Origin of the sequence: Streptomyces abyssomicinicus (assembly GCF_008974245.1) — a bacterium.
Taxonomy (GTDB): domain Bacteria; phylum Actinomycetota; class Actinomycetes; order Streptomycetales; family Streptomycetaceae; genus Streptomyces; species Streptomyces abyssomicinicus.
Genome location: NZ_BBZI01000006.1, coordinates 1165388 through 1189819 on the forward strand (window position 1 = coordinate 1165388; position 24432 = coordinate 1189819).

Sequence of the window (24432 nt, forward strand, 5' to 3'; positions counted from 1 at the left end):
GGTCAGCTCTCCTTTCCGGCAGAGCTCGGCTCGGCGGCAGCGCCCGCGGGAGCCTCGGCCGGCTTGGCCTCGGCCGCCGCGGCGGACTGCTGCGGCTTGCGACCGCGACCGCCACGCTCGCCACCGCGGCCACCACGGCCGGCCGGGCGGTCGTTGCCACCACGGGCCGGGCGGTTGCCGGCGCGGGCGGCGGCGTTCTCGGCGCGGACCTCGGCGATGTTCTTGACGTCGCCCTTGTAGATCCAGACCTTCACACCGATGCGGCCGAAGGTCGTCTTGGCCTCGAAGAAGCCGTAGTCGACGTTGGCGCGGAGGGTGTGCAGGGGCACGCGGCCCTCGCGGTAGAACTCCGAGCGGGACATCTCGGCACCGCCGAGACGACCGCCACACTGGATCTTGATGCCCTTGGCGCCCGCCTTCATCGCCGACTGCATGCTCTTACGCATGGCGCGACGGAAGGAGACGCGGGAGGACAGCTGCTCGGCGACGGCCTGGGCCACGAGCTGGGCATCGGTCTCGGGGTTCTTGACCTCGAGGATGTTCAGCTGGACCTGCTTGCCCGTGAGCTTCTCGAGGTCACCGCGGATGCGGTCGGCCTCGGCGCCCCGGCGGCCGATGACGATGCCCGGACGAGCGGTGTGGATGTCCACACGCACGCGGTCACGGGTGCGCTCGATCTCGACCTTGGAGATGCCGGCGCGCTCCATGCCGGACGTCATCATCCGACGGATGGCGACGTCTTCCTTGACGTAGTCCTTGTACAGCTTGTCGGCGTACCAACGCGACTTGAAGTCGGTCGTGACACCGAGCCGGAACCCATGCGGGTTAACCTTCTGGCCCATTACCGGGTTCCTTCCTTGCTGCTGACGACCACGGTGATGTGGCTGGTCCGCTTGCGGATCCGGTAGGCGCGGCCCTGGGCGCGCGGACGGAACCGCTTCAGAGTCGGGCCCTCGTCGACGTACGCCTCGGAGACGTACAGGCTCGACGAATCGGTGTGGTCGTAGTTGTGCGCGGCATTGGCGATGGCGCTGTCCAGCACCTTGCCGACCGGCACGCTCGCGGCCTGCGGGGCGAAACGCAGGACCGCCTGAGCCTCCGTGGCATCCATGCCACGGATAAGGTCCACCACTCGGCGGGCCTTCATGGGCGTGACGCGGATGTACCGCGCCTGGGCCCTGGCTTCCATGGTTGTCCCTTCAGTGTCTGTCATGGTCTTTCACAGCCCCGCTTAGCGGCGCTTCGACTTCCGGTCGTCCTTGACGTGACCCCGGAAGGTGCGCGTCGGCGAGAACTCGCCGAGCTTGTGGCCGACCATGGACTCGGTGACAAACACCGGGATGTGGGTCTTGCCGTTGTGCACCGCGATCGTGTGGCCGAGCATGGCCGGGACGATCATCGAGCGACGGGACCAGGTCTTGATGACGTTCTTGGTGCCGGCTTCGTTCTGGACATCCACCTTCTTCATGAGGTGGTCGTCGACGAAGGGCCCCTTCTTGAGACTACGCGGCATCTAAACCCGCTCCTAGCGCTTCTTGTTCGTCTTGCGGCGGCGGACGATGTACTTGTTCGACGCCTTCTTGGGCGAACGAGTACGACCTTCCTTCTTGCCCCACGGGGAGACGGGGTGACGGCCACCGGAGGTACGGCCTTCACCACCACCGTGCGGGTGGTCGACCGGGTTCATGACGACACCACGGACGGTCGGGCGAACGCCCAGCCACCGCTTGCGGCCGGCCTTGCCCCAGTTGATGTTGCTCTGCTCGGCGTTGCCGACCTCGCCGACGGTGGCGCGGCAGCGCACGTCGACCAGACGGATCTCGCCGGAAGGCATGCGGAGGTGGGCCATCGAGCCCTCCTTCGCGAGCAGCTGCACGGAGGCGCCTGCGGAGCGGGCGAACTTGGCGCCGCCGCCCGGACGGAGCTCGATCGCGTGGATCGTGGTACCGACCGGGATGTTGCGGAGCGCCAGGTTGTTGCCCGGCTTGATGTCGGCCCCGGGACCGGCCTCGACACGGTCACCCTGCTGCAGGTTGCGCGGCGCGATGATGTAGCGCTTCTCGCCGTCCGCGTAGTGCAGCAGCGCGATGCGCGCGGTGCGGTTGGGGTCGTACTCGATGTGCGCGACCTTCGCCGGCACGCCGTCCTTGTCGTGACGACGGAAGTCGATCACGCGGTAGGCGCGCTTGTGGCCACCACCCTGGTGGCGAACGGTCACACGACCGGCGTTGTTACGGCCGCCCTTGCTGTGCAGGGGGCGGACCAGCGACTTCTCCGGCGTGGACCGCGTGACCTCGACGAAGTCGGCGACGCTGGAGCCACGACGGCCCGGAGTCGTCGGCTTGTACTTGCGGATACCCATTTCTCAGTCCTCGTCCGATATTCGGACGATCCGACGCCCTTAGGCGGTCGGACCGCCGAAGATGTCGATACGGTCGCCCTCGGCGAGGGTCACGATCGCGCGCTTGGTGTCGGGACGCTTGCCGAACCCGGTGCGGGTGCGCTTGCGCTTGCCCTGGCGGTTGATCGTGTTGACCCCGGTGACCTTGACCGAGAAGACCGACTGCACGGCCTCCTTGATCTGGGTCTTGTTGGAGCCCGGCGCGACGATGAACGTGTACTTGTTCTCGTCGATGAGCGCGTAGCTCTTCTCCGACACGACCGGCTTCAGCAGCACGTCACGGGGGTCCGTGTACGCCTTGCTGGCCGGGGTGACGACGGTGTTCTTGCCCTCGGCGGCGTGGCGACGCGCCTTGGCGACGCGCGCGGCCTTGGCGGCCTTCGCAGCCTTGGAGGCGATGCTCGGGTGACGCGTAGCCATCAGGCCTCGCTCCCTTCGGTGACGGCCTGGCCGCCGGACACGAAGGACTCGAACGCGGCCTGGGTGAAGACCACGTCGTCCGAGACGAGAACGTCGTACGTGTTCAGCTGGCCCGGCTCCAGGATGTGGACCTGGGGCAGGTTGCGGGCGGACAGCCACGCGGCCTCGTCGGCGCGGTCGACGACCAGGAGCAGGTTCTTGCGCTCCGAGATCTTGCCGAACAGCGACTTCGCGGCCTTCGTGGAGGCAGCACCCTCGACCACGCCGGAGACGACGTGGATGCGGTTGTGACGCGCCCGGTCGGTGAGGGCGCCACGCAGGGCGGCGGCCTTCATCTTCTTGGGGGTCCGCTGCGAGTAGTCACGCGGCACGGGACCGTGCACGACGCCACCACCGGCGAACTGGGGCGCGCGGGTCGAGCCCTGACGGGCGCGGCCGGTGCCCTTCTGGCGGTACGGCTTGCGGCCACCACCACGGACCTCGCCACGGGTCTTGGTCTTGTGCGTGCCCTGACGGGCAGCGGCCAGCTGCGCGACGACGACCTGGTGGATCAGCGGAACGCTGACCTTGGCGTCGAAGATCTCCGAGGGGAGCTCGACGGTACCGGCCTTGTCGCCCGCCGGCGAAAGGATGTCAACAGTGCTCATCGGTTACCTCAGGCCCCCTTGGCCGCGGTGCGGACCAGGACGAGGCCGCCGTTCGGACCGGGAACCGCGCCCTTGATGAGCAGCAGACCCTTCTCCGCGTCAACGGCGTGGACGGTCAGGTTCTGGGTGGTGACCCGCTCGTTGCCCATGCGACCCGCCATGCGGAGGCCCTTGAACACACGGCCCGGGGTGGCGCAGCCACCGATGGAGCCGGGAGAGCGGTGCTTGCGCTGGGTGCCGTGACCGGCGCCGAGGCCCTTGAAGTTGTGACGCTTCATGACACCGGCGAAGCCCTTGCCCTTGCTCTTGCCGGTCACGTCCACCTTGACGCCGGCCTCGAACACCTCGGCGGTGATCTCCTGGCCGAGGGTGTACTCGGAAGCGTCCGAGGTACGGATCTCGACGAGGTGGCGGCGGGGGGTGACGTCGGCCTTGGAGAAGTGGCCCTTGAGGGGCTTGTTCACCTTGCGCGGGTCGATCTCGCCGAAGGCGATCTGGACCGACTCGTAGCCGTCGATGTCGTTCGTACGGACCTGGGTCACAACGTTCGGGGCGGCCTTGACGACGGTGACCGGGACGACGCGGTTGTTCGCGTCCCAGACCTGCGTCATGCCGAGCTTCTCGCCCAGGATGCCCTTGATCTGCTTAGCCATTCTCAGATCACCGGCCTTCAGAGCTTGATCTCGATGTCGACACCGGCCGGGAGGTCGAGTCGCATCAGGGAGTCAACGGTCTTCGGCGTCGGGTCGAGAATGTCGATCAGGCGCTTGTGCGTGCGCATCTCGAAGTGCTCGCGCGAGTCCTTGTACTTGTGCGGCGACTTGATGACGCAGTACACGTTCTTCTCAGTGGGCAGCGGCACCGGGCCCGCGACCGACGCACCAGTGCGGGTCACCGTCTCGACGATCTTCTTCGCCGAGGAGTCGATGACCTCGTGGTCGTAGGCCTTGAGCCGGATGCGGATCTTCTGTCCCGCCATGGCTACTCAGTAGTCCTGTCTCTAGTAACGCTCTGGAACCCGGTGGGTTCTCTGATCTCTCTTCACCCTCTTCGCCGACCCACGCGGTCGGGCGTGTCGCGCTCCCGTCGATACGAAGTCCCGAAACGGGATTCCCTACCAGGGGGAGTGCGGCTCACCGCCGCGGGACCGGGAGCGGAAGGCCCACCGGGTGCCTGATCGGTGTCGCGTCCGCACTTCCCGGAAGATTCCCGTACTTCCAGCCCGCGCGGGGCTGACGAGTACTGTGGGACTCGCTTCCGGTCCTCCCGGCGGGAGACGTGCGACATCAACACTCGACCGAGCAACTTGGCTAGTGTGCCATATGGCGCGGGAGCCTGGCCAATCGGGCGGAAGAGAGTACCCGGCGCGACCAGCGCGTCAAACCCAAGGGTGCGGCGTCGCCCACAACGCGCCCGAAGACCCAGGTCAGCCGGGTCACGCTCGGCGTGTTCCATGATCCCCCGGCCGCCCCGGCGGCGCACCCCGCGGCACGGCGCGCGGGCCCACGGCTCCGCGCGCCCGGAAGCGGCTGCCGAATGTGGCGCGGATCATGCCCCGATCGGGTGAAACGCCGTCCCGCTGCGCTGACCGCCCGCCGTCACGTGCGTGCGTTCAGCCCGGGCACCCCGGCGGCCGGACGTCCTCCCGGCCGTGCGCGCGGTGCAGGGCGGCCAGCGTCTCGACCAGGGCGGCGGCCGCCGCGGGGTCCAGCGGCGCCAGGAACGACCGGTCCACCTCTTCGCGCGCCCGCTCCGCCGCGGACAGCGTGCGTTCACCCTCCGGGGTGAGGGTGACGACGTTGCGCCGGCGGTCGCGGTCGCTGCGGTGGCGCTCGACGTACCCCTTCTCCTCCAGCGCGTCGACCACGCCGACCATGCTGGTGCGGTCCAGGCCGATCCGCTCGGCGATCTCCATCTGCGACGAATCCCGGCCACCGGCCTCGATGGCGACCATGACCCCCAGCTCACGCGGGTGCAGGCGGTAGGGCGCGAGCGCCGCCGCCATCTCGACGGCGAGGCGGGCGTGGGCCTGCTTGAGCAGGTAGCCGAGCCGGCCGGCCAGGGCATCCGGGAGAGGCGCGTCCTTCATGGAATAAGCGTATCCAGGGCTGATGTTCAGCGATACTGACGATCTGCCTTACTGACGATGCACGATGCACGATGCCCACCGACGAGCCCAAGGAGCGCGCCGCGCCATGAGCGATGCCTCTTCTCCCCCTTCCTCTCCTTCCTCTCCTGCCGCTTCCCCGGGGGCGATAGGGACCGCGTCGCCTCCCGCACCCGGTGGCCCCGGCGACGCTCCCGACCCCCGCCGCTGGTGGGGCCTGGTGGTCATCGCCCTCGCCCAGCTGATGGTGGTGCTCGACGCGACGATCGTGAACATCGCGATGCCCTCCGCCCAGAAGGCGCTGGACATCGGCGAGGGCGACAAGGCGTGGATGATCACCGCCTACACCCTCGCCTTCGGCGGCCTGCTGCTGCTCGGCGGCCGCGTCGCCGACCTGGTGGGCCGCAAGCGCACCTTCGTCATCGGCCTGGTCGGCTTCGCCGTCGCCTCGGCGATCGGCGGAGCGGCCCAGACGCCCGGCATGCTCTTCGCGGCACGGGCCCTGCAGGGTGTCTTCGGCGCGCTGCTCGCCCCGTCGGCGCTCTCCCTGATGACCACGACCTTCACCGACCCGCGCGAGCGGGGCAAGGCGTTCGGCATCTACGGCGCGCTGGCCGGCGCGGGCGGCGCGGTCGGCCTGCTGCTCGGCGGCGTCCTCACCGAGTACCTCGACTGGCGCTGGTGTCTCTACGTGAACATCCCCATCGCCCTGGTCGCGGTGATCGGGGCCTCGGTGCTGCTGCACGACCGTCCCGGCCACCGTGAGGCCCGGCTGGACGTGCCCGGCGTGCTGCTCGGCTGCGGCGGCCTGGTCGCCGTGGTCTACGGCTTCTCCGAGGCCGAGGCACTGGGCTGGAGCGACTCCGAGGTGCTGGCCCTGCTGATCGGCGGCGCGCTGCTGCTGGCCGGCTTCGTCCTGTGGCAGTCCCGGACGGCCACCCCGCTGCTGCCGCTGCGGGTGCTGGCCGACCGCGACCGGGCGGGCAGCTTCCTCACCATGGGCCTCGCCACCATCGGCATGTTCGGCCTGTTCCTCTTCATGACGTACTACCTGCAGGGCATCCTCGGGTACTCCCCCGTGAAGACCGGCCTGGCCTTCCTGCCGATGTCCGCGGCGATCATGATCGGCTCCACCCAGATCTCCGCCCGCCTGCTGCCGCGCACCCCGCCGCGGCTGCTGATGGTCCCCGGCATGCTGCTCGGCGCGGCCGGCCTGGCCCTGCTCACGTTCCTCGAGGTCGACTCCGACTACGTGACGCACGTCCTGCCGGGCATGCTGCTCCTCGGCCTCGGCATGGGCCTGACGTTCATGCCGGTCTTCTCCACCGCCACCCAGGGCGTCCGTCCGCAGGACGCGGGAGTCACCTCCGCGATGGTCAACACCTCGCAGCAGGTGGGCGGTTCGCTGGGCACCGCGCTGCTGAACACCATCGCGGCGTCGGCGACCGGCAGCTACGTGGACGCCCACCTGGCCGGCGGCGCCGACCAGGCGCGGGTGCTGCGCGAGGGCATGGTGCACGGCTTCACCCAGGCCCTGTGGTGGGGCGTCGCCGCGATGCTGCTCGCCGCGCTCGCCGCGGGCCTGCTGGTCACCACCGGTCCGGCGGCCCGGGGCCACCATGCCCCGGCGGGCGGCGGCCACTGAGCCGCCCGGCGGAGCCCGGTGGCCGCCGCGGCGGCCACTGACGCCTCCGGCGTTCCGGCGCTCCGGCGTTCCGGCGTTCCGCGCGCCCCGCTACCAGGACCCGCCGCCGTCCCCGCCACCGCCGCTGTCGCCACCACCACCGCCGCCGCTGCCGCTGCCGCCGTCCCCGCCGTGCCCGCCGGACGAGGAGCCACCGGAGCCCGCGGAGGACGCGAGGTGGGTGCTCGCGGCCGAGGCGGCGGACAGGTGAAGGGTCAGCGCGACCAGGTCGCCGTCGTGGCGGCGGGAGCCCGCGGCCCAGGTATCGGCGAGGCCGAGGGCCACCGCCCATGGCGTGGCCCCGTCCGTGCGGGGGGTGTCGGGATCGGCCAGATGGCGGCGGTATGCCTCGGTGTCGAGCCGGAGCCGGGTGCCGCGCGGCGTGCGGGCGCGCAGTTCCCGGCCGCGGACGACCAGGGCGAGGCCGGCGCCCGCCAGGAACGCCCAGCCCGCCCGCGCGTCCGGGTCGGCGACCGCGGTCAGGACGACCCCGGCGAGCGCCGCCGCACCGCCCGCCCACAGGGCGGTCCGGTGGAGGGCGTCGCCCCACGGCCTCCACAGGCCGTCGCCGCCGGCGGCCCGCCACTCGTCGAGGCGGGTGCGCAGCAGCTTCCACGCCGCGGCGAAGTCACGGTGGTACCGGCCCAGGCGTATCCGGCCGGGGCGGGCGAAGAGGACGTCCAGGACCTCGGCGGTGAAGTGCTCGGCCGTGACGCCCCTGGCGGTGGGGCCCTCGGCGGCCGGACCGGGGCCGCCGGTGCCGCGGTTGCCGCCGTTGCCGCCGTTGCCGCCGGGGCGGCCGGGGCGGCCGGGGCGGCCGGGGCGGCCGGGGGTCCGGTGGAGCACCGGCCTCTTGCGGCCGGAGATGGTCAGCGTGCCGTTCCGCGAGGCGGACATCAGCCAGGCCACGCGGTGCTCGTCGCGCACCCGGCCGGCGAGGAGTATCCCGGCCTGCGCCGGGGTGAGCCCCTCGGGCGGAACCGGCGAGGGCTTCACCACGGCGCCCGGACGGCGCGGGCCGCCCCGGCGCACGCCGCCGTCGGGTCCCGCGACCCGGTCACGCCCGGCCAGCCGGACCAGCGCCGCCACGAGCAGGACGGCGACGGAGGCGGCCACCGCGGACACCGCCCCGGCCCGCCAGGCGCTGTCGCTCCCCTCCGCGGCGAGCGGCAGGTCCGGCTCCGCGGGCGGACGCGCCATGCCCCCGGGCATCGTCGCGCTCCGCTCCGCGGGCGGACGGGCCGCGTCACCGGGCAGCGCCGCGCCCACCTCGGTGCTGACCGTGACCTCCTCCCCGGCCTCCAAGCCGGAGACGTCCACGGCCAGCGTGCCGGACGACGTCTGCCGGGTGACGCACAGGGTGGGCTCGCCGGAGCCGTAGCGGTCGCAGCCCGCCCCTTCCAGCGCGGCCGGGGCGGTGACCCGCGCCCGCAGGCGGTCCACCGGCACGTCCCAGCCCGGACCGGTCACGTCCCAGACCAGTCCCGCTCCGCCGGTCACCATGCCGGGCACGGTGTAGGTGAGGCGGTAGCGGTGCACCCCGGTCAGCGTCCGTGCCGGGTCGCCGATGCGGACGCGCACGGAGGCGGCGCCGTCGACCGTCTCGAAGACGACCGGCTCCCCGTCGAGGGTGGCTGTCACGTCCCGCGGCGGTCCGGCCTCGGTCACCGGCAGACGGCGGTGGATGCCGTGCCGGTCCTCGCCGTCGAAGTCGTAGTCGATCACCTCGGTGATCCGCACGCTGTCGTCCGGGGCGATGTCGGCGGTTGACGAGTGCACGCGCACCCGCTCCCCCGGTGCGCCGAGGAACGCGCCCAGCAGGCCCGCGAGCGCCACCACGAGCACCCCCGTCAGCAGCAGCACGACGTCCCGCCGCCTCCCGCCCACCGGTCCCGGCGTCATCGAAGCCCTCCCCTCCCCGTGATCCACGGCTCGCACTGCCGGGAGCGTATCCGTGCGCCGCGTGGTCAGGTTTGCCCCGTCCCGATCCGCCCACCCGGCGAGGGTGACGAGCGGAAGGAGAGTGACCGTATGACCACGCTCAAGGTCAAGGAGATGCTCGACGCCTACCCCGCGGCCCTGGGCGGCGTGGACCGGGACAAGCTCATCGCCTGCGTCGAGGAGTGCGTGTGCTGCGCCCAGGTGTGCACGGCGTGCGCGGACGCCTGTCTCTCCGAGGAGATGGTCGACGAGCTGGCCAAGTGCGTCCGCTCCGACCTGGACTGCGCCGACGTCTGCTCCAGCACGGCATCGGTGCTCTCCCGGCACACCGAGTACGACGCCAACGTCACCCGCACCCTGCTCACCGCCTGCGCCGCCGCGTGCCGGGCGTGCGGGGAGGAGTGCGCCCAGCACACCCAGCACGACCACTGCCAGATCTGCGCCGAAGCGTGCCGCTCCTGCGAGGACGCGTGCGAGGCCCTGCTGGCCGCGCTGGGCTGACGACCCGCCGCCCGGTGCAGCGGTGCGCCCCCGCCGGAGGGATGGAGGGCTCCGGCGGGGGCGCGGCGCACCGACGGGGTCAGGGTCCCGTCGGTGGGGTCCCCCGAGGGCGGGGGAGTCGGGGAGGGCGGTGGTCGGGGGCGGACGGAACGCTCGTCAGGCGACCCGCTGCCACAGGGCCGGCACGTTCGGCGGCTCCCAGCCGCCCTGCGCCTGGTGCTGCTGGAGGCACCGGTAGGTCACGCCGCTGTAGGTCACGGTGGCGCCCGGCTGGTAGACGACGCCCGGCGCCCACGTGGAGGAGCCGGGGTCGGGCGGGGTGGTCGGCGGCGTGGTGGGCGGGGTGGTCGAGCCCGCGGTCTTCAGCGTCAGCCCGTACGAGGAGAGGATCGGGTTGACCGGGTAGTAGTAGGTGGTCCCGCCGGAGGCGCAGTTGCCGCTGCCGCCGGAGGTGACGCCCTGTGCCTGGCTGCCGGAGATGAGGGAGCCGCCCGAGTCGCCCGGCTCCGCGCACACGGACGTACGGGTGACGCCGGAGACGGTGCCCTCGGCGTAGGTGACGCTGGTGTTGTGCTGCTGGACGGTGCCGCAGCGCCAGCCGGTGGTGGAACCGGAACGGCAGATCGACGCGCCCACGACGGCCTGCGTGGAGCCCGTCACCTGGGAGCCGGAGCCCACCACGGTCGCGGTCGCCGTCCAGCTGGAGTTGACCGCCACCCACGCCATGTCGCGCCCGGGGAAGGTGGAGCCCTGGAAGGTGCCCTGGGCGACCTGGTTGTGGCCGGAGGTGGACCGGCCGGCCGTGCCGCAGTGGCCCGCCGTCACGAAACCCTGGGTGGTGGAACGGGTCACCGGGAAACCGACCGAACACCGGCCACCCCCGCCCATGTAGTACGCGTCGCCGCCGCGCAGGTCGTAGTAGGTGCGCGGGCGCTCACCGGTCCGCACCACCTCGACGGCCGCCGGGTCCACGCCGGCCACGGCGACCAGCTTCGCGGCCACGGCCGGATCGACGGCCTCGACGACCACCTTGTTGCGCACCGGGTCGACGTAGCGGACCGGTGCGTCCTGCGCGGGGACGGCCCGGGTGGCCCGGTCGAGCCGGTCCCTGTCCGCCTCCAGCTCTCCCAGCGAGCGGTCCACGACGACCGCCCGCGCGCCGGCCCGCTCGATGACGGCGACGTCGGAGCGGTCGGTGGTGGCCACCGTGAGGGTGCCGGACTCCGCGCCGCCCACCCAGGAACCGGCGTCGCGGGCGCCGAGTTCCAGGCTCAGCCGGCCGAGCGTGAGGCCGGCCTCCGCCTCGTTGGCCAGGCGCCGCTCGGCCTGCCCGGCGGTCAGGCCGAGGTCGCGCCGGAGCGCCTGCAGCAGTCCGGCCGGGGCCCGGTCGACCCGGAGGGTCTCGGCCGCGGACGGGGCGTCGGGGACGGACGGCACGGTCGGCCGGGCGGCGGCGGTGCCGACCAGGCCGGACAGCACCAGGGTGCCGGCGGCGAGCAGGGCCGCCGTGCCGGCGGCCCGGGAGATCTTGGGCATGGAGGTCTCCTACACGTGGGAGGCGGATCAGGAGCCGTGCGGGGAGCTTCGAGCTGCCGAGACCGTACGGCCGCACCGCTCGCCCCCGTCAGCCTCCGGCCGACCCCCTCCCCCGGAGCTATGGATCCCTCCCGCCCACACCACCGCCCACGCCCGGAACCTCCCACCGACACCGCCGCCCACGCCCAGACCCGCCCGCCCACACCGCCGCCCACGCCCAGACCCGCCCGCCCACACCACCGCCCACGCCCCCGCGCCCACCACCCGGCTCCGCGCCGCTCCCCCGCGCCCGTCACGCCTGGCCCGTCGCGGCCCGTTCCAGGGCGTCCGCGTGGGCCGCCCGCGCCTGCGTGAAGACCAGGTCGACGGCCGGGGCCGGTTGCGCCGCGTCCTGCCAACCCAGCAGGTGCCGCCAGGTGAGCGGCGTACGCGCCAGCGGCCGCGTCACGATGCCCGGCGTCGGCGGGAACGTCGCCCGCGCCAGCCCCAGCGCACGCCCCACCTGCACCAGGTGCACGACGGACGAGGTGTCCGTCTCGTACAAACTCCGCGGGGTGAAACCGGCCCGGGTGCAGGCCGCGGAGAAGCAGTCCGCGAAGCAGCCGTCCCCCGGCACCGCTCCCCAGTCCTCGCCGGCCAGCTCGGCCAGGTCGATCTCCGCCCGCCCCACCAGCGGATGGGTGACCGGCAGCATCACGTGCACGGCGTCCACCGCGATCTCTCTCCAGGACACCTGCGGCGCGGCCGGTGGATGCGCGGACCCGCAGACCCCGACCAGCGCGAAGTCGATCCGCCCGTCGGAGACCTGGGTGGCCAGTTCCCGTTCCGACCAGGTGGTGAGGGTGGACACCGGGACGCCGGACGCCGCGTCGGGCAGCCGGGCGAGCAGACCGCCCAGCAACGGCCCGTGGGTACCGCCCAGCCGGAAACGCCGCAGGCCGGAGCGGGTGCGGGCGAACAGCGCGGCCTCCTGCCGGAGCTCCTCCACCGCCGGCAGCACGACACGGGTCCGCGCCAGTACCAGCTCACCCAGCGGCGTGGCCCGCACCCCGAGCCGGCCGCGCTCGAAGAGGACTCCGCCCAGCGTGCGCTCGATCCTCTTCAGCTGCGCGCTCAGCGTGGGCTGGGACAGTCCCAGCGCTGTCGCCGCGCGGGTCAGACTGCCCGCGTCGGCTATCTCCCTGATCACTCTCAGATGCCGCAACTCCAGCTCCATGCACGGAGCTTGGGCCTTGGACAGGGCCGGTGCAAGGGCCGGGGGAAACGGCGGCGCCCAGGGGTGCGGCGCGCGGCGCGTCCCGCACCCCTGGACTGCGGCACGCGGCGCGTCCCGCGCATGGGGCCCCACGACAGTGCGCCCCCGCCGGAGTGATGGAGGACTCCGGCGGGGGCGCGTCACCGGCGGGCGGCGCGGGGTGTAGAAGTGCCCGCCGGAGCCGGTTCCCCTGCCCTCGTCAACCGGGCAGGGGGGATGCGGGCCTCAGCGGCCCGTGTGGGTCGGTCAGTCGCGGCCCTCGGCCAGCTCCTGACGGACCGCCCAGTAGGACGGCTTGGGGGCGTAGGACTCGTCGTAGATGTTGGCCGAGCCCTCACCCGAGAAGACCCCGGGCACCCACGAGTACTGGTCGGCGAAGCCCCAGATGGTGAACGAGGTGCACTTCCGCTGGTTGAGGCAGGCGTCCAGCATGCCGCGGAAGTAGTCCGCCTGGCGGCTCAGCTTGGTCTCGTCCATCGGCATGATGCCGCGCACGTCGACCTCGGTGAAGGAGGACTCCACGCCCAGGTCGGCGAAGCGCTCGAGGTTCTGCGGGATGTCGCCCGGGAAGCCGTACTGCGTGCTCAGGTGGCCCTGGATGCCGAAGCCGTCCACCCGGACGCCCTGGGCGCGCAGGTCCTTCACCAGGTTGTAGTACGCGGTGGACTTCGCGTTGACGCCCTCGACGTTGTAGTCGTTCACGTACAGCTTCGCGTGGGGGTCGGCCTGGCGGGCCCAGCGGAAGGCGTCCGCGATGTAGGACGGGCCGAGCTGCTGGTACCAGAGGGACTGACGGTAGCTGCCGTCCTCCTCGAAGACCTCGTTGACGACGTCCCACTGGTAGATCTTGCCCTTGTAGTGCTTGGCCACCGTGGTGATGTGCTCACGCAGGATCTGGCGCAGCTCGTCCTTGGAGATCGAGCCGTCGGCCACGCCCGAGGTCAGCCAGCCCGGGAGCTGGTTGTGCCACACCAGGGTGTGACCACGGACCCCCTGGCCGTTGGCCCGGGCGAAGTCGACCAGGTCGTCGCCCGCGCTGAAGTCGTAGACCCCGCGCTGCGGCTGGAGGGTCTCCCACTTCATCACGTTCTCGGCGGTGACCGAGTTGAACTCGCGGGCCGTGATCTTGCGGTACGTGGAGTCCTCGGCGAGGGCGTCCATGTTGACCGCGGTGCCGAAGAACAGGTGGTTACGGGCGGCCAGGGCCTTCAGCGGGGCGCCCTTGGTGTGGTGGTGGTGCGGGCCGGCGGGAGCGGCCTGCGCGGAGGTGACGGCGCCGGTGAACAGCAGCGCCCCGCTCGCCATGACGGCGGCAGCGGCACGGAGGTGCTTCATTGCGGTCCTCTCGATGGTGCTTGGTGTCAGTGGTGCGTGTGTCGGTGATGCGTGGCGGCGCCGCGCGAGGCGTCGGCGGCCGCCGGTCGCCGCGCGGCCCCGCGTGGGGGCGGCGGCGGTGGGGATGGGGAATCGGGGAGGAAGGGGCGCCGGACCTCCCCAGGCCGGCGCCCCTGGTCTCAGCGGACCCGGTGGCTCTCCACCGGGCCGAGGTAGGTCTCCGGGAGCCCGCCGGTGTCGACGATCAGCCGCTGGAGGACGACGGTCGGGTCGACCACCCAGAACCGCAGCTTGTGGACACCGGCCTTGGCGACCGTGTGCACCGACGACGTGCGGTTGACGTTGTCGGAGGTGTGCCGCGCCCAGCGCTTGTTCATCCCGCCGTCGTCCGGCCCGGTCGCCGCGATGATGTCCACGGTCTGCGGGGCCTGGTCGTCGAAGGAGACCGCGTACTTCAGGCCCGGACGGTTCAGCGCCGGGTTGCGCGGCGACACGTAGGCCCAGACGGTGACCTCGCCCGGGGTCAGCAGGGTGACCTCGTACTCCAGGTACGGCGAGCCCACGCCCGGCGTCTGCGCGGCGGCGGTGACGGGCACCGGCTCCATGCCCGCCTCGTTGCGGCCGATGCCGTCGATCCGCAGCCAGTCGACGCCGTTCGCGGCGACCGCGCGGGAGTAGTGGTGGGCGTCGACGGCGACGTAACCGCCGGCCTCGACGAAGCCCTTCAGACCACGCGGCGACACCCGGTCGGCGACCGCCTTGACGGTGACGGTTCGGCCGGTGCCCTCGATCGTCAGCTCCGCCTCGGTGCGGCCGGACGGCGCGCGGTGCCAGTCCACCGAGACCGTGAGCCGGACCTGCTTGCCGACCGTGCCCCGGGTGCGCTCCACCCGCAGCCACGGCGCCGACGAGGTCACCCGGTAGTCGAAGGAGCGCGCACCGCGGTTGAAGATCTCGACGTACACGTCGTCGCCGGTGCGGTACGGGCTGAACTCCGGCAGCACCGCGGCGCCTTCGGCCTGCGGCCACCAGTCCTCGGAGCCGGAGACCGCGACGCCCATCTCCGCCGCGGCGGGCACCTCGATGCGCCGGACCTTCGGGAAGATCTCGTCCTTGATGGCCACGTTGTCCAGCTCGGGCTGCTGCCACGGGGCGTTGGGGCCGTACCGCTCGACGTCGCCGTAGCCGATGTGCGGCTGGAGCTGGAAGTCCTTCCACTTGCCGTCAGCGATCTCCTTGTTGAAGACGTCCTGCAGGCGGAAGTCCTCCTGGAGGGCCGCCTCCGCCTTGTCCGCGAGCTCGTTGGTGAGGGCGCGGCCCTGGCGTGCGTAGAGGATGTTGGTGAACTCGGCCTCACGCAGGTAGTACACGTTGGCCGTGGCCGCCACGTTGTAGCCGACCAGCTCGAACCAGGCGTCCTGGGCGGAGGCCGGCAGCTTCCGGGCGACGCGGGCCGCGTCCCGGTCGAGCTCCCGCCACGCATGGGTGACACGCTCCAGCTCGCCCCAGTGGAACGGGGTCTGCTGGTCGTCCTGGACGATCGCGCTGTCGTCCTTGGAGAGGTCCTTGGTGGGGTCCAGGGTGATCCGGCGGTTGAGCAGCTCCGGCTTGCGCAGCTGCTGCAGGTGGGCGTACCGGGAGAGGATCTGGGCGATCGCCTCGGCGTGCTCCTCGCCGAAGTGCAGCTCCGCGTAGCGGCGCTCCCACTCCGGGATGTTCTCCAGCTCCCAGCGCTGCGGGTCCCAGGCGTAGTCCATGAAGAACTGGGTGGGGACCTCGTTGCCCTTGAGGTCGCCGACGTTGGTCATCCACAGGCCGCGGTTGCCGTAGGCGACGGCCTGGTGGAGCTGGTCCCACATGTTCGGCAGCGAGGTGGTGTCCACCCACTTGTAGTTGCGGCCGGCACCGACGTAGTCGAAGTGGTAGTAGATGCCGTAACCACCGGAGCGGGCGGGCTCGTTGGGGTCCGGGTGCATCCGGAGGTTGCCCCAGTTGTCGTCGCAGAGGACGACCGTGACGTCCTCGGGGGCGCGCAGGCCGCGGCTCCAGTAGCGCTGGACCTCCTTGTACAGGGTCCACACCTGCGGCACCGCGGTCTCGGAGCCGAACACCTCGGCGATGATCTTCCGCTGGGTGGCGATGATGTCTTCCATCAGCTCGATGCCGTCGCCGTCCGGCAGGCTGACGTCACCGTTGCCGCGCATGCCGAGGGTGACCACGCCCTCGATGTCCTCGCGCTGCATCCGCTCGATGCCCTCGCGCCAGTACGCCTCGATGGCGGCGCGGTTGCGGCGGAAGGACCACTCGCCGGTGCCGCCGTACGGGTCGCTGCCCGGGGTCGTGATGTTGCCCGCGGAGTCACGGACGGCGGCCTTGGCGTGGCGGTTCCACTCCTCGATGCCGCGCATCATCGGGGCCTCGTGGGAGGTGCCCATGACGACGCCGTAGGCGGTGGCGCGGGCGTGGTTCTCCGGGTCGTCCTCGGCGAACGCCCGGCCCCACACGGCCGGCCAGAGGTAGTTGCCCTTCAGGCGGAGAAGGACCTCGAAGACCTTCTCCCAGAAGGCCGCGTTGAAGCCGCCGTCGAAGCCCGGCGCCTTGCCCGGACCGAAGAACTGCGGAGCCCAGGTACCGAGGTTCGGGTTCTCGTCGTTGATGAAGACGCCGCGGTACTTCACCACCGGGGTGCCCTGGGTCCAGGAACCGGCCTTGACGTAGATCTCGCGGCGCTGGACGGGCTTGGCGTCGTCCCACCAGTACCAGGGCGAGACACCGATGCCGTGGCTGACGTCGTAGGCGCCGAAGATCGCGCCGCGCTGGTCGCTGCCGACGATCACCAGGGCGCGGTCCACGCCCTTCATCGGCCGCTCGACGACGGCCTGCTGGGAGGTCTCCCACTTGCCGCGGATCGCGGACACGTCCAGCTTCCCGGACTCCACCAGCTGGTCCACCAGCTCGCTGCGGCCCAGGGTGCCGACGATGACGACCTCGCGGGCCGAGCCGGCCCGCGAGGCCGGCTTCACGCCGGTGACCCGCTCGACGTCCGCCCGCAGGTCCTCGGCCACCCGGACGACGCCCGCGTGGTCTCTCTCGTCGACCAGCACCGGTGCGGCGTGCCCGTTGCGCACCAGCGGGAAGGCGCCCTTCTCCGCGCGGAACACCACGTAGGCGCCGGCGTCGGTGCGGCGCGGCCCCCCTCCGGCCGCGCCGCGCCCCGCGTCGCCCTGGTCCGCGTACGCGGTACCGGCGACCCCGCCGACCATCGGAAGGGCCACCAGGCCCGCCGCTGCCCCCGTTCCAAGAACGGACCTACGGCTGACGTTTCCGCGCATGGCTCACCCACTCCTCGGCTGATTTTGGTAACCGGCCTGACAAATGCTGGAGCAGCAATCTGGGCACGACAATGGGTCGTCACCAACGAAAACTTTCGAAACGCGAACACCACCGGGAACATCCGGAAATCACCTATGGAATCACCCGCCCCGGGCGCCTCGGGGCCGCGGGGGCGGACACCCCACGGGGGGCCGATTTCGAAATCGAGGAGGGCCCGCACGAAAGTCGTGCGGGCCCATATGCCCTGTTCACCCCTTGCGCCGCGCCGGCGCGAGGTGGCTGGAAATCGCCGAAAGGCCCGCACGACGAGACGTCGTGCGGGCCTTCCTTGAGCCACAAGAGCTCAGGTCAGCGAGTGACCCTCAAGCAAGCGGACTTACTTGACGATCTTGGTGACCTGGCCGGCGCCCACGGTACGACCACCCTCACGGATGGCGAACTTCAGGCCCTCTTCCATGGCGATGGGCTGGATGAGCTCCACCTTCATCTCGGTGTTGTCACCCGGCATGACCATCTCGGTGCCCTCGGGGAGGGTCACGACGCCGGTCACGTCCGTCGTACGGAAGTAGAACTGCGGGCGGTAGTTGTTGAAGAACGGGGTGTGGCGACCACCCTCGTCCTTGCCGAGGATGTAGGCCTGGGCCTCGAACTCGGTGTGCGGGGTGACCGAACCCGGCTTGATGATGACCTGGCCGCGCTCGACGTCCTCGCGCTTGATGCCACGGAGGAGCAGACCGACGTTCTCACCGGCCTGGCCCTCGTCGAGCAGCTTGCGGAACATCTCGATGCCGGTGACCGTGGTGGTGGTCTTCTCGGTCTTGATGCCGATGATGTCGACGGTCTCGTTGACCTTCAGGACACCACGCTCGATACGGCCGGTGACGACCGTACCGCGACCGGTGATCGTGAAGACGTCCTCGATGGGCATGAGGAACGGCTTGTCGACGTCGCGCTCCGGCTGCGGGATCGCGGTGTCGACGGCGTTCATGAGCTCGAGAACCGAGTCGGCCCACTTCTGGTCGCCCTCGAGCGCCTTCAGAGCGGAGACCTTGACGACCGGAACGTCGTCGCCCGGGAACTCGTACTCGGTGAGGAGCTCACGGACCTCGAGCTCGACGAGCTCCAGGATCTCCTCGTCGTCCACCATGTCGGCCTTGTTCAGGGCGACGACGATGTACGGAACGCCGACCTGGCGGGCCAGGAGCACGTGCTCCTTGGTCTGCGGCATCGGGCCGTCGGTCGCGGCGACCACCAGGATCGCGCCGTCCATCTGGGCGGCACCGGTGATCATGTTCTTGATGTAGTCCGCGTGACCGGGGCAGTCGACGTGGGCGTAGTGACGCTCCTCCGTCTGGTACTCGACGTGCGCGATGGAGATGGTGATACCGCGCTGGCGCTCCTCAGGAGCCTTGTCGATGTTGTCGAACGCGGTGGCCTCGTTCAGGTCCGGGTACGCGTCGTGCAGCACCTTGGTAATGGCGGCCGTGAGGGTCGTCTTACCGTGGTCGATGTGACCGATGGTGCCGATGTTGACGTGCGGCTTAGTCCGCTCGAACTTCGCCTTCGCCACTGGGGTCCTCCTGGGAGTGGTTCTGAACGCCTTGCTTCATCGGCGCCAGGTGATCTTTGCTGGAATGCCCGGCCCCTCGGGGCATCCCGCCGCGTTCCTCTCGGTTCGCGCCGGAATGCCCCTGGAGGCACGGAGTCAAGCCTAAAGCGTGGAACTCGGTGGAGTTACTCGCCCTTGGCCTTCGCGATGATCTCCTCGGCGACGTTCCGCGGAACCTCGGCGTAGGAGTCGAACTGCATCGAGTAGCTCGCGCGACCCGACGTCTTGCTGCGGAGGTCGCCGACGTAGCCGAACATCTCCGACAGCGGAACCAGGCCCTTGACGACACGGGCGCCGGCCCGCTCGTCCATGGACTGGATCTGGCCACGACGGGAGTTGATGTCGCCGATGACCTCGCCCATGTAGTCCTCGGGCGTGGTGACCTCGACGGCCATCATCGGCTCGAGCAGCACGGGGCTGGCCTTGCGCGCGGCCTCCTTGAACGCCTGCGAACCGGCGATCTTGAAGGCGAGCTCGGAGGAGTCCACCTCGTGGTAGCCACCGTCGAGCAGCGTGACGCGCACGCCGGTCATCTCGTAACCGGCCAGGATGCCGAACTGCATGGCCTCCTGCGCACCGGCGTCCACCGAAGGGATGTACTCCTTCGGGATGCGGCCACCGGTGACCTTGTTCACGAACTCGTACGACGCCTCGCCGCCCTCGATGGGCTCGATCGCGATCTGCACCTTGGCGAACTGACCGGTACCACCGGTCTGCTTCTTGTGGGTGTAGTCCACGCGCTCGACGGCCTTGCGGATCGTCTCACGGTACGCGACCTGCGGCTTGCCGACGTTGGCCTCGACCCGGAACTCACGGCGCATACGGTCGACCAGCACCTCGAGGTGCAGCTCGCCCATACCACCGATGATGGTCTGGCCGGTCTCCTCGTCCGAGTGAACCTGGAAGGAGGGGTCCTCCTCCGCGAGACGCTGGATGGCGACACCCAGCTTCTCCTGGTCACCCTTGGACTTGGGCTCGATGGCGACCTGGATGACCGGCGCCGGGAAGTCCATGGACTCCAGGATGACCGGGGCCTTGTCGTCCGACAGCGTCTCACCGGTCGTGGTCTGCTTCAGACCCATGACGGCGATGATGTCGCCGGCGCCCACCGAGTCGATCTCCTCACGCTTGTTCGCGTGCATGCGGTAGATCTTGCCGATGCGCTCCTTCTTGCCCTTGACGGAGTTCAGCACCGAAGAGCCGGACTCCAGGCGGCCCGAGTACACCCGGACGAAGGTGAGCTTGCCCAGGTGCGGGTCGCTCATGATCTTGAAGGCGAGGGCCGCGAGCGGCTCGTCGTCGGACGGCTTGCGCTTGACGACGGTCTCGGAGTCCTTCGGGTCCGTGCCCTCGATCGCCTCGATGTCGACCGGCGACGGCAGGTAGCGCACGACGGCGTCGAGCAGGGGCTGAACGCCCTTGTTCTTGAACGCGGTGCCGCAGAACACGGGGGTGACGGTGGTGCCGCCGCCCTTGCCGGACGCGATGGTGATACGACGGATCGCCGCGTAGAGCTGCTCCTCGGTGGGCTCGGTGCCCTCGAGGTACATCTCCATCAGCTCTTCGTCGTTCTCCGCGACGTCCTCGACCAGCTTGGCGCGGTACTCCTCGGCCTGCTCCTGCAGGTCGGCCGGGATGTCGACGACGTCGTACATCTCGCCCTTGGACGCCTCGGCGGAGTAGACCAGGGCCTTCATGCGGACCAGGTCCACGACGCCGACGAAGTCGGCCTCGGCACCGATCGGGAGCTGCATCACGATCGGCTGGGCGCCCAGGCGGTTGACGATCATGTCAACGCAGCGGAAGAAGTCCGCGCCGGTACGGTCCAGCTTGTTCACGAAGCAGATACGCGGAACGCCGTAACGGTCGGCCTGACGCCACACCGTCTCGGACTGGGGCTCCACGCCGGCGACGCCGTCGAACACCGTCACGGCACCGTCGAGCACGCGCAGGGAGCGCTCCACCTCGACGGTGAAGTCGACGTGACCCGGGGTGTCGATGATGTTGATGGTGTGGTCGACGTCTTCCAGCGACCAGTGACAGGTGGTGGCAGCAGAGGTGATCGTGATGCCACGCTCCTGCTCCTGCTCCATCCAGTCCATGGTCGCGGCGCCGTCGTGGACCTCACCGATCTTGTAGCTGACGCCGGTGTAGAACAGGATCCGCTCGGTGGTGGTCGTCTTGCCCGCGTCGATGTGGGCCATGATCCCGATGTTGCGGACCTTGGCCAGGTCAAGCGAAGTGGTAGCCATAAGGCTTCAGTCTTCTCTCGGTCTCGATGGGGTCTGCGACTACCAGCGGTAGTGCGCGAAGGCCTTGTTGGACTCGGCCATCTTGTGCGTGTCCTCGCGCTTCTTGACGGCCGCACCGAGGCCGTTCGAGGCGTCGAGAAGCTCGTTGAGCAGACGCTCGGTCATCGTCTTCTCGCGACGGGCGCGGGAGTAACCCACCAGCCAGCGCAGGGCCAGCGTGTTGGCGCGGCCGGGCTTGACCTCGATCGGCACCTGGTAGGTGGCGCCACCGACGCGGCGGGACTTGACCTCGAGGGTCGGCTTGATGTTCTCGAGAGCGCGCTTCAGCGTGATGACCGGGTCGTTGCCGGTCTTCTCGCGAAGGCCCTCCATGGCGCCGTAGACGATGCGCTCGGCGGTGGAGCGCTTGCCGTTCAGCAGCACCTTGTTGATCAGGGAGGTCACCAGAGGAGAACCGTAGACCGGGTCGATGATGACCGGGCGCTTCGGGGCGGGGCCCTTACGAGGCATTCTTACTTCTCCTTCTTGGCGCCGTAGCGGCTGCGGGCCTGCTTGCGGTTCTTGACACCCTGGGTGTCGAGGGAGCCGCGGATGATCTTGTAGCGAACACCCGGCAGGTCCTTCACACGGCCGCCGCGCACGAGCACGATGGAGTGCTCCTGCAGGTTGTGTCCCTCACCCGGAATGTAAGCAGTGACCTCGATACCGCTGGTCAGACGCACACGCGCGACCTTACGCAGGGCCGAGTTCGGCTTCTTCGGGGTGGTCGTGAACACACGCGTGCAGACGCCACGGCGCTGAGGGGATCCCTCGAGTGCGGGCGTCTTGTTCTTCTCGACCTTGTCCTGCCGGCCCTTCCGGACCAGCTGCTGGATCGTAGGCACTACTTCTCCGGTTTCTGTGTGCCGAATGGTGAAGCTAACCTGGAACGTCACCGACCCACGCGGTCGGGTGTGTCGAATCCCGCGGACCTTCGCCGCAAGGCGAAAACTGCGCAGATCACGGTGGCCGGTGCGGACTCCCCTTGCGGTGGAAAGGCACGCAAGGGGGCCAGGGCACACCCCAGGCACAAGGTCTGAGCGTACCTACCGCATACGCCGTGGTCAAAACAAATGCCCCAGGGCCCCGTCCGGTCCGGCCTCGGCGCCCACGCGGCCATCCCCGCGGCCGCTCACCGCCCCGGCACCGCCACCCTCACGCCACCCCCGCGCAGCCGTCCCAACGCCTCCCCGGCGCCCCCGCACCGCCGTCCGGCACCTTCCCCGCACCGGCGCGCGACCGGACCCGCAGGCCCCCCGCGCACCCCGGCCGCCCCTTGCGAACGCCCGGGTACGGACCCGCGCGCCACCCCGGCGGGTAAAGAGGGGAACGCACGAATGCCTCGCCGTACATCTGTTGATACGCACGGCAAGGGGAATGAGTCGCGCAGGACACGAGCGAAGGGAAACCACCATGGCTTCACCCCTGACCGCCGACGCCCTCGTCAGAGCTCTCCGCGACGAGGGCGTGAAGGTGGTCGAGCACTCCGGCTGGCGCACCAACAACCGCAATGGCAAAGGCGCCTGGGGACCGGTCAACGGCGTGATGATCCACCACACGGTGACCAGCGGCACCGACGCCACCGTGCGCCTGTGCTTCAACGGCAGGTCGGACCTCCCGGGCCCGCTCTGCCACGGCGTCATCGCCAAGGACGGCACCGTGCACCTGGTCGGCAACGGGCGCGCCAACCACGCCGGGCTGGGCGACGACGACGTACTGCGCGCGGTGGTCGCCGAGTCCGCGGGGCTGCCGGCGCCCAACGAGAACAACACCGACGGCAACGCCCGCTTCTACGGCTTCGAGTGCGTCAACCTGGGCGACGGGAAGGACCCCTGGCCGGCAGCGCAGCTGGAGGCGATCGAGGCGGCGTCCGCGGCGCTGTGCCGCGCCCACCGCTGGAGCGCGCGCTCGGTGATCGCCCACAAGGAGTGGACCAACACCAAGATCGACCCGCGCGGCTTCTCGATGGCCACCATGCGGGAGCGCATCGCCTCCCGTCTCGGCGCCGCCGCCCCGACCCCGCCCCCGCAGCCCGTGGTGGACCTCTCCCGGCTGGTGGCGGCCGCCAAGGCCGACCCGCCCGCGTCGGGTACACCCATCACCTACTCCGGCGTGAAGACGGTGGAGCGGGCCCTGGTGGCGGAGGGGCTGCTGGCCGCCCGGTACGCGGACGGACACTACGGCTCGCAGACCGTCACCGCCTACGCCTCCTGGCAGCGCCGCTGCGGCTACTCGGGCGCGGACGCGGACGGCATCCCGGGCATGACCACACTGCGCCGTCTGGGCGCGGCACACGGCTTCACCGTGCAGCAGTAGCCGGCGGAAGCCACGCACAACCGCACCGCGCGGGGTCACGCACGGCCGCAACGCGCGTGGAAGTGACCCACGGCCCCGCCGTGCGGGAGTAGCGCACGGCCCCGCCGTGCGTGGAAGTGACCCACGGCCGCACCGCGCTGGGTCACGCACGGCCGCAACGCGCGGGAGTGACGCACGGCCCCGCCGTGCGGGAGTAGCGCACGGGCTCCGGCCCGCTGTCGTGGCCACCCCCCACAGCCACCTCCCCCGGCCCTCCCCGCGGCCACCACCCGCGCCCGGCCCCCGGCCCTCCCCGCGGCCGGCCCCCGCGGGGCGTCCCCCGGGGCCGCTCTCCGCCCCACTACCGCAGCCGATCGAGCACCGTGAACAGCCAGACGAGGCCCCAACCCGCCACCCAGAGCCAGCCGAGCACCAGCCCGGCCAGCGCGCAGCCGTCGCCCTCCTGCCCGGTCCGCCGTATCTCGCCGCGCGCCATGTGCCCGAGGACGACCGCGGGGACGCTGGTGACACCGCCGCTGACCATGGTGAGGATGCCGAGCACCAGCGCGGCGACCGCCTTGCCGTTGGTGGCCGCGGCGTACGACCGCGGCGGGTACACCGGCGCCGGCGCGTAGGCGGGCGGCGCCGGCAGCGTGGGTATGGGACCGTGCGGAAGGTCGGCGACCAGGGCGGAGAGATCCCCCTGGGTGCGGGCGGAGTACGCGCGGGTGACCCGCTCCTCGAACTCGGCCTTGGCCAGGCGCCCCTCGGCGAACCCGGCCCGGAGTATGTCGACCGCGCGCTCGCGGTCGGCCGTCGACGCCAGCATCGGGCTGCCACCCCCGTACGGCGACCAGGGTTGCATGTGCATGTGCGACACCACCCCTCTCTCCTGGTGGTGAGAACGCCCGCCGCCTTCGGACCGGTTCCCGCCGGTTCAGCTTTCCCCCGTTCGGCCCAGCCCCGGGGCCGCCCCCGGCCGTTCCCGGCCGCCCTCGGGCCGCCCCGGGGACACGCCGAAGGGCGGCCACCCCCCACAGGGGGTGACCGCCCTTCGGTCACGCGGACCTACCGGTC

22 protein-coding genes are annotated in these 24432 nt (G+C 70.9%); 3 read left to right on the forward strand and 19 right to left on the reverse strand.

All coding sequences use genetic code 11. The annotated features are described in order from the left end of the window. Nucleotides 1-2: 2 nt before the first annotated feature. From rpsC to GBN72_RS12635, 9 genes are all read right to left on the reverse strand, one after another. Nucleotides 3-842, reverse strand: coding sequence for a 30S ribosomal protein S3 (gene rpsC / locus GBN72_RS12595; protein ID WP_151771772.1), 840 nt, complete (start codon nt 840-842; stop codon nt 3-5). Continuing rightward, nucleotides 842-1189, reverse strand: a complete 348-nt coding sequence (gene rplV, locus GBN72_RS12600) for a 50S ribosomal protein L22 (protein ID WP_108954813.1) — start codon at nt 1187-1189, stop codon at nt 842-844. Before rplV ends, rpsC begins: the two co-directional genes overlap by 1 nt. Before the next feature lie 42 nt (nt 1190-1231). Then, nucleotides 1232-1513, reverse strand: a complete 282-nt coding sequence (rpsS, locus tag GBN72_RS12605) for a 30S ribosomal protein S19 (RefSeq protein ID WP_108954814.1) — start codon at nt 1511-1513, stop codon at nt 1232-1234. Nucleotides 1514-1525: 12 nt separating this feature from the next. Then, nucleotides 1526-2362: a 50S ribosomal protein L2 gene (gene rplB / locus GBN72_RS12610; RefSeq protein ID WP_151771773.1), complete on the reverse strand. Its 837-nt coding sequence runs from the start codon at nt 2360-2362 to the stop codon at nt 1526-1528. A 39-nt stretch (nt 2363-2401) separates the two neighbouring features. Continuing rightward, nucleotides 2402-2821 carry a 50S ribosomal protein L23 gene (gene rplW, locus GBN72_RS12615; RefSeq protein ID WP_151771774.1) on the reverse strand — a complete coding sequence of 140 codons (420 nt, stop codon included), beginning with the start codon at nt 2819-2821 and terminating at the stop codon, nt 2402-2404. Next, entirely contained in the window at nt 2821-3468 is a 648-nt protein-coding gene (rplD, locus tag GBN72_RS12620) for a 50S ribosomal protein L4 (RefSeq protein ID WP_151771775.1), read from the reverse strand. Before rplD ends, rplW begins: the two co-directional genes overlap by 1 nt. A gap of 8 nt (nt 3469-3476) precedes the next feature. Beyond that, nucleotides 3477-4121, reverse strand: a complete 645-nt coding sequence (gene rplC, locus GBN72_RS12625) for a 50S ribosomal protein L3 (RefSeq protein ID WP_151771776.1) — start codon at nt 4119-4121, stop codon at nt 3477-3479. Between the two features lie 17 nt (nt 4122-4138). Beyond that, on the reverse strand, nt 4139-4447 hold the full coding sequence (rpsJ, locus tag GBN72_RS12630; RefSeq protein ID WP_003948644.1) for a 30S ribosomal protein S10: 309 nt from the start codon (nt 4445-4447) through the stop codon (nt 4139-4141). A gap of 633 nt (nt 4448-5080) precedes the next feature. Next, nucleotides 5081-5557: a MarR family winged helix-turn-helix transcriptional regulator gene (locus GBN72_RS12635; RefSeq protein WP_151771777.1), complete on the reverse strand. Its 477-nt coding sequence runs from the start codon at nt 5555-5557 to the stop codon at nt 5081-5083. Nucleotides 5558-5663: 106 nt separating this feature from the next. Between GBN72_RS12635 and GBN72_RS12640 the strand changes: the two genes are divergently transcribed. Next, nucleotides 5664-7220, forward strand: coding sequence for an MFS transporter (locus GBN72_RS12640; RefSeq protein WP_151771778.1), 1557 nt, complete (start codon nt 5664-5666; stop codon nt 7218-7220). Between the two features lie 90 nt (nt 7221-7310). Here the strand turns inward: GBN72_RS12640 and GBN72_RS12645 are convergent, their stop codons facing one another. Then, entirely contained in the window at nt 7311-9161 is a 1851-nt protein-coding gene (locus GBN72_RS12645; protein WP_151771779.1) for a DUF2207 domain-containing protein, read from the reverse strand. 129 nt (nt 9162-9290) lie between these two features. On the opposite strand from GBN72_RS12645, the gene GBN72_RS12650 reads away from it, so the two are divergent. Continuing rightward, entirely contained in the window at nt 9291-9701 is a 411-nt protein-coding gene (locus tag GBN72_RS12650; protein WP_151771780.1) for a four-helix bundle copper-binding protein, read from the forward strand. A gap of 156 nt (nt 9702-9857) precedes the next feature. On the opposite strand, the gene GBN72_RS12655 is transcribed toward GBN72_RS12650, so the two are convergent. From GBN72_RS12655 to rpsL, 8 genes are all read right to left on the reverse strand, one after another. After that, nucleotides 9858-11237, reverse strand: coding sequence for a carbohydrate-binding protein (locus GBN72_RS12655; protein ID WP_151771781.1), 1380 nt, complete (start codon nt 11235-11237; stop codon nt 9858-9860). 292 nt (nt 11238-11529) lie between these two features. Then, the gene (locus GBN72_RS12660) at nt 11530-12453 is read right to left on the reverse strand and encodes a LysR family transcriptional regulator (RefSeq protein WP_151771782.1); all 924 of its coding nucleotides are present in this window, start codon (nt 12451-12453) and stop codon (nt 11530-11532) included. 285 nt (nt 12454-12738) lie between these two features. After that, nucleotides 12739-13827 carry an endo-1,4-beta-xylanase gene (locus tag GBN72_RS12665; RefSeq protein ID WP_151771783.1) on the reverse strand — a complete coding sequence of 363 codons (1089 nt, stop codon included), beginning with the start codon at nt 13825-13827 and terminating at the stop codon, nt 12739-12741. A 179-nt stretch (nt 13828-14006) separates the two neighbouring features. Further along, nucleotides 14007-17159: a glycosyl hydrolase 115 family protein gene (locus GBN72_RS12670; protein WP_151771784.1), complete on the reverse strand. Its 3153-nt coding sequence runs from the start codon at nt 17157-17159 to the stop codon at nt 14007-14009. A 377-nt stretch (nt 17160-17536) separates the two neighbouring features. After that, nucleotides 17537-18730, reverse strand: a complete 1194-nt coding sequence (gene tuf / locus GBN72_RS12675) for an elongation factor Tu (protein ID WP_151771785.1) — start codon at nt 18728-18730, stop codon at nt 17537-17539. A gap of 164 nt (nt 18731-18894) precedes the next feature. Further along, nucleotides 18895-21021: an elongation factor G gene (gene fusA, locus GBN72_RS12680; protein ID WP_151771786.1), complete on the reverse strand. Its 2127-nt coding sequence runs from the start codon at nt 21019-21021 to the stop codon at nt 18895-18897. A gap of 39 nt (nt 21022-21060) precedes the next feature. Continuing rightward, nucleotides 21061-21531, reverse strand: coding sequence for a 30S ribosomal protein S7 (rpsG, locus tag GBN72_RS12685; protein ID WP_003974303.1), 471 nt, complete (start codon nt 21529-21531; stop codon nt 21061-21063). A 2-nt stretch (nt 21532-21533) separates the two neighbouring features. Next, the gene (gene rpsL / locus GBN72_RS12690; protein ID WP_003948652.1) at nt 21534-21905 is read right to left on the reverse strand and encodes a 30S ribosomal protein S12; all 372 of its coding nucleotides are present in this window, start codon (nt 21903-21905) and stop codon (nt 21534-21536) included. 568 nt (nt 21906-22473) lie between these two features. On the opposite strand from rpsL, the gene GBN72_RS12695 reads away from it, so the two are divergent. After that, the gene (locus tag GBN72_RS12695; RefSeq protein WP_151771787.1) at nt 22474-23376 is read left to right on the forward strand and encodes an N-acetylmuramoyl-L-alanine amidase; all 903 of its coding nucleotides are present in this window, start codon (nt 22474-22476) and stop codon (nt 23374-23376) included. 340 nt (nt 23377-23716) lie between these two features. On the opposite strand, the gene GBN72_RS12700 is transcribed toward GBN72_RS12695, so the two are convergent. After that, nucleotides 23717-24226, reverse strand: coding sequence for a DUF1707 and DUF4190 domain-containing protein (locus GBN72_RS12700; protein WP_246212438.1), 510 nt, complete (start codon nt 24224-24226; stop codon nt 23717-23719). Nucleotides 24227-24432 lie beyond the last annotated feature (206 nt).